We start from the raw sequence: 16335 nt of genomic DNA, 5'->3' as shown, positions 1-16335 counted from the left end.
CATGCTCCATGGGTTTGGTAGGCCGGGAGTGGGCGCTAGAGTCTGCCCACGGTCCCGGCGGGGCGTGGGGCGCAAAGGGAATTTTTCAGGGGTCCCGGATCAGGCGTGGTGGCCGGATCTTAGACGGTGCGCATGGCGGCGACGGCGAAACGCGTCGCTTTCCGCGTTTGCATTGGCGTCTTCCTCGACGCTTGCTGCGATGGAGACGTCAATGGGCTCGGCGATTTCAGCCCCATCCTCGGCCGTCGCATGGACAGCGGCGCTTTCAATCACCTCGGCCTTATTGCCGGACGCCTTTTTGGCGCCGGACAGGCGGCGGATCGTACCGTCAAGCGTATCGACACGGTCCGCCATGCCGGCCTTGACGGCCTGTTTGTCCTTGACGACACGTCCTTCGCCGAAGCCGCCCGTGACATCGGAAACCGAAACCCCACGACCCCTGGCAACTGCGGAGACAAAATCGCCGTAGAACGCATCCACCTGCGACTGAGCTGCCTGCGCTGCCTCGTCGGACAGGGGCTCGAAGCAGTTCCCTTCGACCTTGTATTTGCCTGCCGAGATGAAGGTGAACGCAAGGCCGGCGGCATCGACAGCGCGCGAGACATCCTGGTGCAGCGTGTAGACACCGATCGAGCCCGCCATGGCGCCGGGAGTCATCACGATCTCGTCGCAGGAGGCCGCGACCCAATAGGCTGCCGATGCGCAAAGACTGTTGACCTGGGCGATCACCGGCTTTTGGCCGCGCGCATTGAAGATATCATCGGCCAGCACCTGCACACCGTTGACGTTGCCACCAGGGCTGTCGAAGTTGATGACGATAGCCTTGACCGATGGATCGTTCAGAGCTGCCCGAAAGCTATTGCCGACACGTTCCGTGGAAGTGCCGCCCGGGCCGCTGATATCGTCGACCTGCGACGCATGCTGCGCAACGATCCCAAAAAACGAAATCACCGCAATCACGCTTGCGGCCGGCGCGGATCCATTCGGCAACGCTGCAGCTGACATGTCGATCGCGGCCAGCGTCGTTGCATCGAAGTAAGACGCTACACCGTTCGGGCGACGTTCGCCCTTGATGCTCGCAATTTCTTCCGCCGAAAGGCGTATGCCCTCGGCACGCCGTTCAACCACTTCCGCGATCGCCTCGAGCCGGTCTGGCATGATGGCCCACGGCTGCTGCACGATCGCGGCACGAAGATGCGGAAACCTTGTCATTTGTCTTGCTCCGAAAACATATCTTCCTCGTCGATGGCAGGACCGCCGTTGTGGCCGATCCGGTCATCGAATGAATTTGCCGAATTGTGGACCGGCATATTGTCGGGAGTTGTCGTGTTGGTCGGTACCAACGGCTCGTCCAAGCCGTCGATCGGATTGTAACCGAGCGCCTCGCGCGCTTCGTTCCGGGTCAAAATGCCGTTGAGGACCAGACGGGAGTAGAAGTCGGTCTGCGCCTTCGAATCCCCGCGGATCAGCGAATCAACGTCGAACTGCGCCTCGTAGATGTTCGGCGCGAGGATGAGGTCGCGACGGACGGCAGATGTCCAGCACGATAGCCAAGGCATCAGGTTGTTGCGCACAAACGCCAGCATGATGGCCTCGACGCCCGTACCCCATGAGCTTGTCTTGGTCATGTGGTGTAGAAGAACGAGTGGGACGTCGAACCAGCGGGCGATTTCCTCGATCGAGAATTCACGACTCTGGATGAACTGCGCCTCCTCGGCGTTCATGCTGATCGACTTGAACTCGGCACCCTGCTCCAGAATAGGCGTCTTGCCGCTGTTCTGCAGGCCGACGAACATCTGGTTCCATTGGGCTTTGAATCGCTCGAATGCGGCGTCGCTCATCTCGTCCTTGATGCTGACGACGCCGGAGGGGCGTGCGCCGTTCGAGAACATTCGTGATCCATGCTCTTCGGCCGCGAGCGCAAGACCAATGGTTTCCTTCGCATAGGAGATTGGGCTGATACCGACGAGGCCGCTGGGCGCCATATGGCTGCGCAAGTGGAACATCTCATCCTGCAATAGGATCCGCGTTCCCTTCATGGGATCGGAAACGACATAACGGATCGAATAGTCCGGCATACGTTCTGCGAGGACGCGATCAGGATGGATCGGTTCGAGCCGGTCGGCAAAACCGCGTGGACCCGGAATGATTTCTGCATAACCGTTCCCACGCAAGGCCAGGTGCCCCATCATCATCGCCTTGAAGTCCCATGCCGACTGCCAGCCATTCGGCTGGTGTTCCAGGAGATCGTTTAGCGGATGCTCGGGTGCCTCGAACCGGCGCCCAGTCTGTGGATCCTTGCGATACATGCGCAGCGGCAGGGTAGCCACTGTCTTGGAGAGCAGCGCGATGCAGGCATAGGCAGCGGAAACGCGCAATGAGCCGTCGACTGATACCCGCCGTCCGGAATTGCTTGCAAGATTGAGATCGCCGCTGAACCAACGATCGTCATGGTCATCGAGGTAAAGTGGGTCGGACGACTCGTCTTGCGACGCCCGAAAGCCACCACCCAGAATGGCGGAGAAGAGGCCCATTATTTGCCACCGCAAAGCGTGCCGATCACGGCAAGCCCCACAAGGATACCGCCGCCGACCATGAAGCCAGCGGGCGGGTATGCAAGCCATGCGCCGTATCCCGACAGAGCCGCACCGGCAAATCCGATGATTTCCCGGATCGTCTGCGCATCGACCTTCAAGGCGCTGTCGGCGGTGCGCTCACGCGGCGGTCTATCAACCATCAGGCTATCCTCAGTCCACGTTTTTCATAGATGGAACCGGTTTTCTTTGGCTCCGGATTTTTGGTCATGATCAGCACAGCATTGAACAGCGCCATGGCCGGGTCGATCTTGGCGTCGCCGGCATTCTGCTTCGTCGCCCGGATTGCGGTCGCGGTCGGCTCAATCTTGAGGTTGCTGATACACCAATCCATCAGGGCGGAATTAGCATGGCGCATGGTGCCGTTTGCAAGCTTCCGCTCGGTCGTCTTGATCGCGTTCATCAGGGCGAACCCTTGCGGAATGCCGACTAGAAGTTCGTTTTCCTGCGTGATCCCGATGCTATCCAGTGCCTCGACCGTCTCGCCAAGGCCCGCAGGGTCGGCCGCGACGCAGGCGAGCAGCCCAACAGCCTTGATCGTGGAGATGATTGCGACAATCGCTGAGATGTCGTCGAGCTTGTCGTCAACAATCGTCAGCAAGCCGGCTTTCGCGAAATCTTGCAGGGTTGGCGCAATCGTCTGTCGGCGCTCGAGCACGCTGTTGTGACACCACGCATGCGACCAGCTGATCCAGTCTTTCGTGAGTTTCTCTCTGCCGACGAGTGTCAATCCGTAAAGGTCATCGAGGCCGCCGCCATCAAGGCCAGGAACAATGACCTCGCAATTGTCGAGCATGTACTGCAGGTCGATCTTCTCATCTACCTGGCGCTCCCAGAACTCGGCGCCGGGCCAAGCATCACCCTTGAGACCAAGTCCGATCTCAATATTGAGGTGCTGCGACGCCCAGATCCGAATGGCCGCCTGGCCTTTGTCTCTTTCGGCTTCCCAGTCCTTGATCAGGCTTTCGAGCCACATGGATCGGCCGAGGTTCGGCATAACCATGTTCCAGTTTTCCGGATCGGCCCATTTCGTCGGGTCGCGGGCGATCTCGTCTGGAAATTCGTAAAGGACAGGTAGCATCGCGCGCACGATCTTGCCCTTGTACTTGCCGTCGCGGATCTTGCGCGCCGTTGTCAGCTCTTCCAAAAACGCGCCGGCAGGCGGTGAATCGCTCTGCGTCGTCACGATCATCAGCAGCCCTTCCGGGTTCTTCTCCAACCCTCCGCGCAGCTGGCGAATAACCTTCGTCGCATGCGGGTTACGTCCGAGCAGATGCAGCTCGTCGAGAAGGACCATGATTGGCCGCGTCCCGGTCAGGATCTTGAGGTCAAAGGTCTTGACCTTGATCTTGGCCTTGTTCGTCAGGTCGACGATCGCCTTCATGTTCTCGATCGCATGGAACCGCTTTTTCAAGTCCGGATCAGCCTCGATCATGCCGACCGCTTGGCTGTAGGCAAGTTCGGCGATCGCCTGCGTCGGACCGACGAAGAGGATCTCGGCTCGGGCCCGGATGTTCATCAGAAGCCCAACGATCATCAGCCCGGCGCTGTAGGTCGTCTTCGACTGACCTTTAGGCACCAACGCGAACAGTTCACGGATCATCCGCACGTTGGTCTCAGGATCACGCGCGCCGAAAACGGCACGGACGATGTCCCGATACCAGTCGCCGGCGGCGTCACGCATGAGCGGCTGGCCGGGGACATCCGGAAGCCGCAGGTTGTCGAAGAACGCGACGGCCATTTCCGCCTCATCTTCATAGAGCGGCAGGTCGGTCGGGATGATCGGCTCGCATGCGCGGATACGATCTTCCCAGTCGACGCAAGACAAGTCCCACATCAATTGAGGGACTGCTTCTGCTGGCGGGCGGCAATCAGTCTACCCATGGCGCTGTCGGCGTCCGGCGACCGGGCGTCGATATTGGCCTGCTCCTTCTTCCCGATCTTGGCCGGCTTCTCCGCCTTCGTGACCTTCGCCTGGCGCTGCGCATAAGGGCCGCTGTCGATCTCGGCGCGTTCCTGGACTTTGCCCATTTCCTTGATCGCAGCAACGTTGCCTTCCTCAACCTGCTCATAGAGTTTGAGCAGGCGGGATGCCTCGAGCTTGAACTTGGCTTCTTCACGCGACCGAAGCTGCTCGCGATAGTTTTTGCGGAGGGTCGGTTCCGAGATCCCGAGCGCGAGCGCGATCTCGTAATCCTTGCGACCGATCGCCATCAGCAGGATGACCTTCGCCTTGGTCGCGGCCGTCACGACGTGCGGAGGCCGACCTCGCTTGCCGAAGCCTTCCGGTATGGGATCTCCGAACAGGTCGAAGCTCTTCGTCACGGTCTGAATTTCCGCTCTCCGCGAAACGTAAACAAATACCCGCATTTTCTGGTGCGAGTGGGTGGCGATCATATCAGCGCAAAAGCTTGCACTGAAAAAAGCAAATGAAATTCGGCGCTTAGGCCAAAGCGGCTGCGATCCCGAAGTCAGGCAATCGTTTCATGACTGGCTACGGTTGCTGAAAATTCCGATTGGCCGAAAAAAAACCTGCGAATGAGACCTATGCGGTCGGGACCCTAAGCCCCGGCTAGAGATTTGAACCCCTACCCCCTTACCGACCTTGGTTGCCTATGAGTACCGCTGAGCCAACCGCTTTGCTCGGGCCGCAGCCGTCTTTTCGGTATGGCACGATCCGCAGAGGAGCTCGACGTTAGTCTCGTCGAGCGGTGCACCGCCATCCTGAAGCTCGACGATATGATCGCCGAAGATCCGCGTCTTCGTTCTGCCACAACGCTCGCACCTACGACCGCGCTTGGCGATCAGCCCATCGCGCAACGTGTGCCAGTCCTTGCTGACATACAGATCGCTACCGCGCTGCTTGGTTGGCACCTTGACCGTGCGCGCATCGATGCAGCGCAGTGTTATCGAGATAGTCTTCAGCTTGCCCATACCTTTAAACGAAGAAGGCGACCCTTGCGGATCGCCCTATGCTGTTGATGCTTGATGCCGGATCAGACGCCGTATCGTCGGCGCTGGAGGCTGAGGCCATGGGTCTCGTAGCTTTCGCGGTAGACGGGATGGAGGCCGACGACGTCGCGGTAGGAGGCGACGCCGACCTCGCGCATCGCGCGCCACGCATAGCCGTAGTCGACACGCAGGAAGGCGCGCGCAAGAAGCTCGATCGCGGAGGCAACGATGCCAATTGCCGCAATCATGCAGTCAAACAGTCGGTATCCAAAAGAACTGAACATGGCATGCCTTTTTGGTTGAACGTTGTTACAAACGGGCGCGATGCCCATACCCTTAAACGGCGAAAGGCGACCCTTATGGATCGCCCTTCTTAACAAGACTAAACCGAACGGAGTCGGCTCGCCATGATCTACGCTGTTACCCAGGCACGAGCTTGATGGCTAAGGTGGCGATCTCATCAAACGCCTTGACCGGCTGCGCCGACCATTCCAACAGTTCCTTGATCTTCGCCACGACAGAAGGGACATCGCTGTGCAACGCCTTTGCGACTGTGGCGACGTCGTCCCAGAGCTTGACCGGCTGCTGCGTCAGGTCGAGCAGATCCTTGATCTTGCCGAGAACCTGATCTACCGCTGGCATGCTCTGCGATGCTGGAGGCAGTGAAGCAACATGCGACACATCAAGCTCCAGCGGCTGACCTCCTCCAAGATACACATCAGGATGCACGGTGCCTTCAGCAGTCGTGACAACTTCGCCTTCAATCACGTTCATGTCCCGCTTCCCTTCGTCGGCAAGGCCTTCCAGCCATGCAATCAGTTTCTTGATCAAAGTTCTCATCGCTTCCTCGATCGTCTGACGACCACTACCTACTGAACGAGAAAAGGCGACCGTAAGGCCGCCTTTCCGTATTGCGCAACTTATCGCTTGTCAGCCTGCCGACATGAAATCGACGTAGTAGCTTTTGCCGATCACTAGCTGCTCGGAAGCCGCAGGGTTGTCGATGTTGAACTCGGCAAAGCCGGTAGGTGTTGCCTTTGCGAACGATACGTCTTCCGCGATTTCCTTGTCGTAGACGCAGCGGAAGATCGCCTTCGATCCACCCCATGCATTCGCGTAGACGTTCTCGAGTGTCATCTTGCAACGGATGCCCATTGCCATCTCCTGGTCTAGGATTTCATGGGCCCAGCACGACAGCCCATAACATTAGAACGACAAAGGCGACCCTGAGGCCGCCTGTCATCAATTCATAGCAGTAGCACTTGCCCTGAATCAGCACCTCTCTAGAGGCTTAGGGCTGGGACCTACCGGCAAGCAACCCCGAAACTTTCGCTTCGTTCGCCGCTGGTCACGCCAGCGACTGATTGGGTCCGCACAGGGATCTAGGTTTATCCGTGGCGCAATTCATACTCACATTTTTTCTATCTGATCAAGGTCCAATTCGCACGGCGTAGGCCGCCCGAAGATGGCGATCTCGACCGAGACCACTCCCTTCTCGTCGTCAATCGAATGCACGAGACCGGGGAAGCTTGCGAACGGTCCATCCGTCACGCGGACCTGCTCGCCGACCATGAAAGCATGCCCCTTCAGACCCCTGTTATCGTACTTTCCTTGCTCGGCTAAGACCTTGAATTTGTCGATCTCTTCGGCTCTTGCGATGAATGGGCTGATCGCCCCGCCAACCACATCGATGACGTCGTCGACCGCGAGCAAACCGAGCATGGCAGCCGCTATCGGTCGGCACCGAACTAACACATATCCAGCAATCACCGGACGTGCAGGCACTTCGCGGACTCGCTTGCGGATGCAAACTTTCGTCGGATTAGACATGACGACGAGTGCCTCAACATCAGCTTTTATAAGGTTTTTCTCCACCGATCTTTCGCGTCCAGTGACGACGCGAAGGCAGATCCAGGCTGGCTTGACCGATTCGAACTCGGGATAATCGCGAATGATTCGGTCAATTACCGCCGTCGAAGCCATCGATAACTGATCGATTCTCAGATCCTCTCCGTCGCTTGCGTTCCCCATTTTTACCATCGACGACTTGCGAATATGAACTTCGCCGCCAGTCTTGACAGGCACACTCACATAGCCCGAGAGATCGACGCCGCTGAAATCGATGTTCTTATGCCGCATCATCATTGCCCCGCCGCCCCTCTTCCAGCGCCGCCCGTGCTGCGCGTTCAAAATCGACCAGTCCTGCCGGCCCGCCCTTCGGAAACCAGACCACTTTCATGGTCCCGGTGTCCGGTAGGAACGGCCAGCCCATGGCGCCGTGATGGTTCCGCCAGGCCTCAAACGCATCTGTCTCGACCGGGATTGCTTCGCAGAATTCCGACAGCACGGCGTAGTGCGCCGGCGCCGTGTCGCGCTCGCGGCTGCTTGCCAGCTTGTGCAGCCGGTTCGCCTCCGGATAGCCCATCGTCACCAGCCGCCGCCGATATTCCGCCGCTTCGAAATCGACTGGAAACGTCAGATTTCCATCGCCATCGGCCGTCACGTCGATGCCCTGCAGATAGGCCTGCGCACGGGCTGCGCTGCTGCGCCGATAGGTCTCGTAGACCTGTCGGACCATGTCGCGGAGATTGTCCGGGATATCGATTTCCACGGGCCCGTCGACCAATGCCAGCGCCCGCATTGCCGCCCAAACCGGCCCGAATGGTGCCACCGATATCATCGCCGACGTCCGCCTGCGATCCACACCCACGGGCGAAATCGCCTCGACATCCAGAAACTTCTTGTCGCGCAGATAGGCGCCGATCGGCACGGCGTGCGGCTGGCCCTTGCGCTCGCCGCTCTGGATTTTCGGGCAGGCCGCCAGATAGGCGTCGCGGCGATCTTCCGCCAACCGCCGTTCTTCAGGCGTCAGGTTGATGAATTGCCGCAGCCCCCAGCCGCTGGACGACGACAGGACGCCAGGCCAGGAGTTTCCCTTCCTGCCAATCTCCAGCGCCTTGTAGCGCTTGGTCAGATGTTCCAGGTCCTCTTCCGAAGCCTCGCGCGCACCCTCTCTCTCTGAGGGGTTAGTGGAGGGGTAAGGAGGGGTTGTATGACTCCTGGAGTCACCCTTAGCCGTCTCTGGTGTCACCCTTAGCGTGTCGCCAATGTCACCCTTTTTGTCTAAGGGTGACACCGTGTCACCCTTATTTTCGACGGTTTCGGCTCCATCCGCGGTGCCCGAAGCGCCCTTTGACGCCAAGTAGGAATCCCATCCTAAGCGACTGATCTCGCGAAAGACTTCGAGATCCATGGCATATTCGGTCGTGCTCTTCGGTCCCTTGCCGCCCTGGCGCACCAGCAGCAAGAGCCCTGCCGACAGAAAGCTGACGATCTCACGCTGAACCTGCCGTGTCGAGCACTGCGCCGCCCTGGCCACGGTCGAGACGGCGGGATAGATCCGCGTACCATCCTCGTCGCAGGCGTCGATCAGCTTTAGCAGCACCAGCTTGCGGCTCTGCGTCCCCATATCTGCCTTGAAGGCGGCTCCCAGAAGATAGGCGCTCACGTCACCACCTCTGGAAACAGCCCGGAGAACAACGGCTGCACAGAGCCATCTGCAAAGACTGTATCAAGCGGGGTATCAGCAGTAGGCTCACCGCCGTCCCAGCCCTGTGGCCATGTCTGGGCAGCGATCAACTGACCAATCCGCGCCTCTTCCTCGGCATTCAGGATGTCAATAGCGCGTCCAGCCAGACGCGCCGCTTCGGTATTGCAGTCCGCCTGAATCGTCAGCACGCGATCAAGCGCCATTAGGCGGGCCGCGAAGGTTAGCGGTCCCATGCGCTGTGGATTGGCCGCGACAGATCCATCCCTCAACCTTTCCAAGCCAGCTTTACGCAGCCGGTTTTCCGGCCTGCGAAGCTCTCGCCACAATGGTTTCAGCCCCTTCAACGGGGCCAAGTGGGCCCAGCCAGGCGATGCCACGACCGCATCGAGCGCCGTGTCGTGCGCCGCCAATGGGCAACCGCTGCAGCCCGTCCGGGCATTGATCTCCTCCGCTTCCTCGCCGCCATAGGCGTCCGCAACCGTTCTGGTTTCCCAACCGCCATAATCGGACATGGGTGCGTAGATCTTCAGCCAGTCCCAGACGTTGCAGACCCGCCAGTGCAGCAATGGCGCAAGCGTTGCAATCCGCCCTCGAATACCCTTCGCCTGAGGAAGCACCTGCTGATACCAGCCCTGCCCGCATTCGGCGCCGTCCTTGCCGCAGGACATCTCTATGCGTCCGTCACGGATCGCGCTTTCGCCCTGCCGCACACCGGTTATCATCAGAACTGTGCCGTCCAGCTCGTCGAGCCGTCGGCCGATCGCCTCGGTCATCGGATCGACCTTGATCTGTCGGGTGCACCAGCGCAGCGTGTTGTTGTTCGGCGGTGGCACGCCGCGCCCGAGGATGTAGACCATGAAGCGCTTGTCGAGCGGTGCCGTCACAACCTCGCAACGAACCCCGCGCGCGCGCATCTGACCGATCAGCCGTTCCGCCGAGATCGCCAGCGGTGGCAGCTCCAGCCGCGTGTCGGCATAGAAAACGGTTAGACTCTTCGGGGGGGCCAGCTGGCCGGTTTCCAGCAGATGGACAATGACTGTCAGCGTCGCGGAACTGTCCTTGCCGCCGGAATATGCCACTGCCCAATGATCGTGCGCAGGCCCGTAAGCGCGCATGGACGCCAGAGTCAATTCGATCGCCTCGTCGTAAACAAGCCGGGTATCCCCGCCGAAAAGTGTCGGTTGGTGTCTATTAGGCGCCATCAATTCACCCCCGCACAGCGCGTGAATTTCGGCGCGCCGTCCTCGACCTCGAAACGAAACGGGACCGCTTCCGACCAGAACCAGATCTCGATTTCGTTTTCTCCCTTATCCAGGGGACGCTCAGCCATGACATCCTCGGGATGGCCGCTGTTGACCAGTTCCTGGAGGCTGTAGGACATGGATTCACTCGACGCCTCGGTATGCGCGAAATGCGTCGCGTCCGCCGGATGCGGCCGATCGAGCGAAAAGCTGCCATCTACGCCAACCGTCAGGATGTAAGTCCCGTAGTGCCGGGTGCAAAGGAACTGGACGACCTGCCCAGGCTCTATCTCCATCCGACAAAAGGCCTCTTCACCGTCCTCCAGGTCATCGGCCAATACCCAGGCGCCGTTGACCTGGTGCACCAAATCGCATGGATCTGGCACCGAAGCCGGCCCGACGTCCCCATCGAGCCAAGCCTCAGGATACCAGCGCGTCTCAGAACCTTCTTCCTGTTGCGTCAACACTGCCTCCCTCATTCCGCCGCCTCCGCGAATTCGCGCCGGACATTGCACTCAGCCAACAGCCGCACCATGCGAGGCGGGACGCTGTTGCCGACCAGATGATATTTTTGGGTTTTCGTCAGGCGCACAGTCTTGCCGTCGATCACGATCGACGAAGGCAGCGCACCGGGTCTGAATCCGTGGGCCGCCGCACCCTCTTCCGGCTGCAGCATGCGCATGAAAATGTCGTCGATGTAGAAGGTCACCCGTCCGACTTGGACTGTGACAAGCCCGTAGCGCGCCTTCGCCGTGAGCGCGCCAAGCGGCGATCTCAAGTCGTCGCTCTGCTTTCCGTTCGAAAAATAGTGCTGCAGGAATGCAAGGATCAGGTGCGCATGACCACGCCCGGACACCGCTGCGAGAGGTTCGGCGGCATCCCGACCAACAGGGCTTCGCCCGCGCATCTCTGCGAGCGACGCGCTAATGACACCGGCATGATTGCCGCTTGCCATGAGGGCCGCCACTGGCTCAGACGCGTCCCGCCCGGCGGCATTGCTGCCGCGGAGCGCCAGCATCGAGGCGGCCACGACGCCCTGTTGTGCTCCTGTCGTTGTCAACGCCGAAACCGGATCACGCGCGTCCCGGGCGCTTAGTCCAACCCGCGGCCCGTCATTGTGTTGCGCCAGGAATGCAGCGACCAGAGCGCTCTTACCTTGCCCATCGGGCGTGAAGGTCGGCGCGGGCTCCGCCATGTCGGCACCGATGCTTTCGCCGAACTGCCGCTGCAAGTGCGCTGCCACGACGGCGAGATTGCCGCCGCCGGCATGAATTGCCGTCACAGGGTCGTCGAGACTGTATTCCCGCCCAATACCGCCTTTGGCCGAATCCCCATGGGCCAGCCCGACGAGATGGGCGGCGGCTATGCCGAGCGGCACGGCGCCACCGGGCCGCTTTTCAAAGCTGTTGGCGGTGAATGTCGGCAAGGGGCCGAGCATGTCGCTGCCTGTCGAACCGGTGCGAAATTTAGTGACATGTGGCGCCGCGACCATCATCTCGCCGCCCTTGGCCGTCGTGATCGTGCCCAGCGGGTCGGCCGCGCTACGCGTCGCATTGCCGCCCTTGGTATGCGTGATTGGCACGATGAATGGCTTCTTTTCGACGACATAGCGGATCATGCCCCGGGCGAGCCTCCGTTTCGTTGCCTCGGCGTGATCCTTTGGCCGACCGAAGATCGATTTGCCCTGCAGGCTCCAATCGATGATGGTGTGCGCCCCAACCCAGGGCTTCAGTCCCATTGCTTTCGCCTTTTCGCGCGGTGCGTGGGTGCGCTCCGGCCAAACAATTGGCCGACCGTCGCTCTGCGCCACGCCGAAGAACCGCTTGCGGATTGTCGGCACGCCATAATCGGCGCAGACCAGCACTCGACCCTCGAAGCTGTAGCCGAGGCTTTCCAGGTGTTTAAGCCAGGCGCGCCAGATCCGCCCCTTGTGACGCGGATCAGGCACCAGCCATTGCTCTTCGACCGGAATACGCTCACCCTTGGCTGCGACCGAGCCGTCGAGCCGCAGCGCGCGGCCCGTACTGGCGCACCTCTTGGCAATCAGTGGACCCCAGGTGCGGATCTCCGGCACGTTTTCGAGGGTGATCGTCTCGGGCCGCACCTGCCCGGCCCAGCGGATGACCACCCAGGCCAGCGACCGTCGCCGTTTGCTCACCGGCTTTCCGCCCTTGGCGACCGAGAAATGGGTGCAGTCCGGCGAGGCATGCAGCACCCGGACCCCGCGACCGCGCGTCGCCGTCCGTGGATCGACTTCGAAGACGTCGCAACGCAGATGGCGGACATGCGGATGGCGATATTCATGCACCGCGACCGCAATCTTGTCATGGTTGATGGCCAGATGGACATGATATCCAGCCTCCTCCAGCCCGTCGCATCCGCCGCCCATTCCGGCGAAAAGCACTACGGTCATGCGGTTGTCGAGCCCGAAATTCTGCGGCGAAATCATCTTGTTCAAAGTCTTGCCTCTTCTGTCAGCTGGGCGGCCGCCAGCAGCGCTTCGCGGGCGCTGTCGAGCGAGATCTGCACCCAGGCCTTGTGTTGTCCGTCAGGATGGCGATTTGCCCAGAGGCCGACGCATTCGGCCTCGACATAGTCCACGCCGGCGGCAAAGCCGGCCTGCCGGCAGATGTCGCGGATGGTTTGGGATTGGCCGCCAATGATGTGCAGCGGGCAGCACAGCAGCCATTCGGCTCGGCGCGCGTCGCTATCGCAGGCCCGCAGGATATCGATGAGCGGCAGGGATTCCGTCATCGATGCACCAGCGCCCATGTCATCAGGAAGAAAAGCAACGCCACCGCAGCGCAGGCGATCATCACTCTGTCCCGAAACGACAGGGATTTTCCTGACGGCGGACAAACGATGACCAGCCCGAACATCAGCGCGGTGCCGAACAGCGGCCATATCCACCGGCCTAGGATGATCGTTTCCATCATCTTCTCCCCGCTACGGCCAAGGTTTCACGTTTGTCCGATGCTGTAACAGCCTGATTTTGCTGGCCGCCATCGACCAAATACGCCATTGGGTCGAGCCCGATGACGCGCGCCAGCATCAACACGCTGGCGACGCTCAAGACCTTCTGGTGGCACGCCCGCGACAGCATGGCGGGATTGAGCGACGGATGCGCCGCGACGGCGGCGCGATAGGAAAGCCGCTGGCGATCGAGCCATTGACGGACGTCATGGGAAAAGCCGGCCCGGTCGAAGTCAGGCGCCATTGATCGCCTCCTGCCGTCCGTTTGCGATCAGGCGAATCCCGACCGTTGCCGGCGCGATACCCAGTGCCGACCAGATCCGCGTGCACGCCTCCGGTTCCGTCAAAAGCCCCTTCCAGGCCTTGTCGAAATCCTCGGACGAGACGCCGGATGCCAGCCGAAGCTGCGTCTTGGCGGCCCGCTCCGCAGAGCCGCGCGGCGATGGAAACGACACATTCGCAGCGTGACCGACGCGGATGCGCAGGAAGCTTTTGAGCATGGCGGGTGAGAAATCCGGGTTCATGCCGCCTCGCTTTCCGGCGCGAGCACGATGCCCGTCGTCGCATCGATCCGCAGCAGATGCAGCGGGCAAGTGATAACGCCATTGACCGGAGCATGGTCGGCGAGCGGTACCATGCGATGCGGGCAGATCCAGCCATGACCGTCATGCTTCGCCTGCTTGCCAGTCCATTCGTCGAAGTGGCATTTCCAGCCGGGCGCGCGACCGGCGCCGGCGGCAAGGGACACTTCCGGCAACATGTCCACAGGATTGATCAGCCGCTTGCATTTGCGCCGCAGCCAGAAAGGTGCGGGCAATCCGCCGACGTTGAACTTGTCGCTGATTTGCAGCGGTGATCCCCAGACCGCACGCCAGAAATGGTAGTCGGTCTCGTCGCCGGAGACGAAGCGGGCATCGAGGTGATAGTGGTCGTTGGCAAAGCCGATGCAATGGCGATCGTTATGACGCGGGCCAATGACGGGCCATGCGGCGGTCTTGCGATACCAGGTCCCCAGAACGGTTGGCACCAGGTAGGAGGTTCCGACGTCCACGGGGCCGGTCAGTTGGTCGAGGCGCTGGATCATGCCGCCTCGCTTTCGGCCGCATCGCTGCTGGCTTCGAATCCCCACGCGGTCCAACCTGGACGAGGCGACCGGCAAAACATCTCAAGGCGCGGCATAGCGGGATAGAGCCGCTCGATAGTTTCCGCGTAGTAATCGGGCTTTGCCGAATGGCGGCCCTTGCCTTCGGCATACACAGTCTCTGGCTGCGATCCCATCAGAGGCGTCGCCGGATCGCCGCGTCGGCCGATCAACAGCAATTCGTGCCGATCGCGACCCCAATAGCCGGTACCGGCGATCTGTTTGTCCCAGATCCAGTGATGAACATATTTAAATCCCCAGGCCTCCATGACGCGAAGCCCGTCAGGCAGCATGGGGTTCGTCGCCCAGAGGAAGAGAACTGCGTCACGCTTTGCCGGAGCACCGATCTTCTCCCAAAGGGCGCAGATGTCGTCGGTCGGCATGGTCGGATAGTGATTTTCCGCGCTTTTCTCGCGTCCCGTCACTTCCGAATGCACCCCGAACTTCCAAGGCGGATCGGCATAGATGACAGGGAATTTCTGAGACACCACGCCGGCCGTCGTCTCGCCCTTCGTGACGACATGCGCCATATGCGCCAGGCGGACGTCGTGCTTGATCTTCTGATCTTCAGCCCGAAACGCCTTGGCGAGCGCCTTGATATGCTTTTTTTCAGACCGCAGGACTTCTTCCTGCGCTTCGCGCTGCAGGTGACTGATCGTCTCACCGACGGTGATCGAAATCGAACCCTGCTCCATGGCATGAACGAGCGTATCGATCCCATGCTCGCGAATGCGTTTGGCCGCCTTGACGGCGCGCTCGGAAATCGACAGCCGTCGCCCCGCCTCGCGGGCGTGCACATGTGCACCCCCGGTCGTCTGGTTCATGCCGTTTTCCCAATCGACGATGCGGGCCGCGACCATGGCGCGCTGCGAATCAGAAAGATGGCGGCGCCGCAAGTTAAGCGAGAGCACAAAACCTAGCGGATCATTGCCCTTGTAGTCTTCCGTCCAGGCATCGATACCCAGCCGATGGCAGGCCTCGTCACGATTGCGACCGTCGAGGATCTTGCCGTCAAGCAACCAGACGGCCTGCTCTTGTCCGCGCGCCTCGATATCCTTCGACAGCTCGCCAATTTCGCCCTCTGGCAACATCGGGAAGAGCGAGGCCAAAGGATGATGAGGAAGGCGCTGGATTTCAGCCGACATGGATCTTCCTCTCGGTCGCGAGGCTGATCAGCTTGGCCACTCGTTCGGGCCGGTAGCCGCGCTCGATGCGCTTGGCGACCCACCGCGGATCATAGGGAAAGTCCGCCCCGCTGATTGCGGCGCGCAAGATCTGCGGCAGGGCATCGAAATGCCGCATGAGTTCGCGGGAAAGCGACGGATCGACGCGCCTCATGGGCCCATCCTCCCGCGCAGCCGGTAGAAGCAGTTCAGAAAGTGGATTTCCGCCTTGGCGGGACGCCAGAAGCGCAGCGTCACGCCTAGCGCCGGACCCGGCTCATAGTCCCACTTCAGCGCGCGGAGGTTCTGTTCCTTCTCGTCTGCCAGGATGCGATCGTCGGCTTGCTTGACCACCGCGGGCTTGAGCGGCGGCAGACCAAACCGCTCGCAGATCGCTAGTGTCACGACCGCGCTTGCGTCTCCATAACCCGGAAACGACGACTTCGTCGGGCGGATCATGTCCGGCAGGTAGGCCTCTTCACCATCATGGAGCAATCCCCAGAGGCATGTTTCGGCATCCTGGCCTTGCTCGTCGAGGTGGTCAGCGATCAGAACGCTGTGTTCGGCGACCGAGAAGAAGTTCTCGCAGTGACCGGCATATCGGCACTGCATCGCCAGGGAATGGGCGATATCGCGGATGTCTATCTCGTTTGCACGCGGATCTAGCGGCCAGAACTTCCGGCCGGTATAGGTTTGCATCCAGTCACCGATTCGATCCATC

The 16335-nt window shown here is 60.7% G+C and carries 22 protein-coding genes; all 22 read right to left on the bottom strand.

Features of this window, described 5'->3' with window-relative positions:
* Positions 1-99: 99 nt before the first annotated feature.
* Positions 100-1212: a S49 family peptidase gene (locus J5274_RS06650; RefSeq protein ID WP_219274857.1), complete on the bottom strand. Its 1113-nt coding sequence runs from the start codon at positions 1210-1212 to the stop codon at positions 100-102.
* On the bottom strand, positions 1209-2534 hold the full coding sequence (locus J5274_RS06645; protein ID WP_219274856.1) for a phage portal protein: 1326 nt from the start codon (positions 2532-2534) through the stop codon (positions 1209-1211). The genes J5274_RS06650 and J5274_RS06645 overlap by 4 nt, the downstream gene beginning before the upstream one ends.
* The gene (locus tag J5274_RS06640) at positions 2534-2737 is read right to left on the bottom strand and encodes a hypothetical protein (protein ID WP_219274855.1); all 204 of its coding nucleotides are present in this window, start codon (positions 2735-2737) and stop codon (positions 2534-2536) included. Before J5274_RS06640 ends, J5274_RS06645 begins: the two co-directional genes overlap by 1 nt.
* Positions 2737-4431, bottom strand: coding sequence for a terminase large subunit (locus J5274_RS06635; protein ID WP_219274854.1), 1695 nt, complete (start codon positions 4429-4431; stop codon positions 2737-2739). Before J5274_RS06635 ends, J5274_RS06640 begins: the two co-directional genes overlap by 1 nt.
* Positions 4431-4919: a hypothetical protein gene (locus tag J5274_RS06630; RefSeq protein WP_219274853.1), complete on the bottom strand. Its 489-nt coding sequence runs from the start codon at positions 4917-4919 to the stop codon at positions 4431-4433. The genes J5274_RS06635 and J5274_RS06630 overlap by 1 nt, the downstream gene beginning before the upstream one ends.
* Positions 4920-5207: 288 nt before the next feature.
* Entirely contained in the window at positions 5208-5528 is a 321-nt protein-coding gene (locus J5274_RS06625) for an HNH endonuclease (RefSeq protein ID WP_219274852.1), read from the bottom strand.
* A 62-nt stretch (positions 5529-5590) separates the two neighbouring features.
* The gene (locus J5274_RS06620) at positions 5591-5830 is read right to left on the bottom strand and encodes a hypothetical protein (protein ID WP_219274851.1); all 240 of its coding nucleotides are present in this window, start codon (positions 5828-5830) and stop codon (positions 5591-5593) included.
* Positions 5831-5966: 136 nt separating this feature from the next.
* Complete coding sequence (locus J5274_RS06615) at positions 5967-6377, bottom strand: hypothetical protein (protein ID WP_219274850.1); 411 nt, start codon at positions 6375-6377, stop codon at positions 5967-5969.
* 99 nt (positions 6378-6476) lie between these two features.
* The gene (locus J5274_RS06610) at positions 6477-6701 is read right to left on the bottom strand and encodes a hypothetical protein (protein WP_219274849.1); all 225 of its coding nucleotides are present in this window, start codon (positions 6699-6701) and stop codon (positions 6477-6479) included.
* 255 nt (positions 6702-6956) lie between these two features.
* Positions 6957-7691: a transcription termination/antitermination protein NusG gene (locus J5274_RS06605; RefSeq protein WP_219274848.1), complete on the bottom strand. Its 735-nt coding sequence runs from the start codon at positions 7689-7691 to the stop codon at positions 6957-6959.
* Positions 7675-9054 (bottom strand): helix-turn-helix domain-containing protein, encoded by a 1380-nt coding sequence (locus J5274_RS06600; protein WP_219274847.1) that lies wholly within the window; start codon positions 9052-9054, stop codon positions 7675-7677. Before J5274_RS06600 ends, J5274_RS06605 begins: the two co-directional genes overlap by 17 nt.
* Positions 9051-10298: a phosphoadenosine phosphosulfate reductase family protein gene (locus J5274_RS06595; RefSeq protein ID WP_219274846.1), complete on the bottom strand. Its 1248-nt coding sequence runs from the start codon at positions 10296-10298 to the stop codon at positions 9051-9053. Before J5274_RS06595 ends, J5274_RS06600 begins: the two co-directional genes overlap by 4 nt.
* Positions 10298-10801, bottom strand: a complete 504-nt coding sequence (locus J5274_RS06590) for a hypothetical protein (protein ID WP_219274845.1) — start codon at positions 10799-10801, stop codon at positions 10298-10300. Before J5274_RS06590 ends, J5274_RS06595 begins: the two co-directional genes overlap by 1 nt.
* A gap of 11 nt (positions 10802-10812) precedes the next feature.
* The gene (locus J5274_RS06585) at positions 10813-12786 is read right to left on the bottom strand and encodes a DNA cytosine methyltransferase (protein WP_219274938.1); all 1974 of its coding nucleotides are present in this window, start codon (positions 12784-12786) and stop codon (positions 10813-10815) included.
* Between the two features lie 5 nt (positions 12787-12791).
* On the bottom strand, positions 12792-13091 hold the full coding sequence (locus tag J5274_RS06580; protein WP_219274844.1) for a hypothetical protein: 300 nt from the start codon (positions 13089-13091) through the stop codon (positions 12792-12794).
* Positions 13088-13270, bottom strand: a complete 183-nt coding sequence (locus tag J5274_RS06575; protein WP_219274843.1) for a hypothetical protein — start codon at positions 13268-13270, stop codon at positions 13088-13090. The genes J5274_RS06580 and J5274_RS06575 overlap by 4 nt, the downstream gene beginning before the upstream one ends.
* The gene (locus tag J5274_RS06570; RefSeq protein ID WP_219274842.1) at positions 13270-13554 is read right to left on the bottom strand and encodes a hypothetical protein; all 285 of its coding nucleotides are present in this window, start codon (positions 13552-13554) and stop codon (positions 13270-13272) included. The genes J5274_RS06575 and J5274_RS06570 overlap by 1 nt, the downstream gene beginning before the upstream one ends.
* Entirely contained in the window at positions 13544-13834 is a 291-nt protein-coding gene (locus J5274_RS06565; RefSeq protein WP_219274841.1) for a hypothetical protein, read from the bottom strand. Before J5274_RS06565 ends, J5274_RS06570 begins: the two co-directional genes overlap by 11 nt.
* Complete coding sequence (locus J5274_RS06560; RefSeq protein ID WP_219274840.1) at positions 13831-14394, bottom strand: Rieske 2Fe-2S domain-containing protein; 564 nt, start codon at positions 14392-14394, stop codon at positions 13831-13833. Before J5274_RS06560 ends, J5274_RS06565 begins: the two co-directional genes overlap by 4 nt.
* Positions 14391-15596 (bottom strand): MT-A70 family methyltransferase, encoded by a 1206-nt coding sequence (locus J5274_RS06555; protein WP_219274839.1) that lies wholly within the window; start codon positions 15594-15596, stop codon positions 14391-14393. Before J5274_RS06555 ends, J5274_RS06560 begins: the two co-directional genes overlap by 4 nt.
* Positions 15586-15789, bottom strand: coding sequence for a hypothetical protein (locus J5274_RS06550; protein ID WP_219274838.1), 204 nt, complete (start codon positions 15787-15789; stop codon positions 15586-15588). The genes J5274_RS06555 and J5274_RS06550 overlap by 11 nt, the downstream gene beginning before the upstream one ends.
* Positions 15786-16313, bottom strand: a complete 528-nt coding sequence (locus tag J5274_RS06545) for a phosphohydrolase (protein ID WP_257625660.1) — start codon at positions 16311-16313, stop codon at positions 15786-15788. The genes J5274_RS06550 and J5274_RS06545 overlap by 4 nt, the downstream gene beginning before the upstream one ends.
* Positions 16314-16335 lie beyond the last annotated feature (22 nt).

Origin of the sequence: Rhizobium sp. L51/94 (assembly GCF_019355555.1) — a bacterium.
GTDB classification, from domain to species: domain Bacteria; phylum Pseudomonadota; class Alphaproteobacteria; order Rhizobiales; family Rhizobiaceae; genus Rhizobium; species Rhizobium rhododendri.
This window is presented reverse-complemented; position numbering and strand designations above follow the sequence as displayed.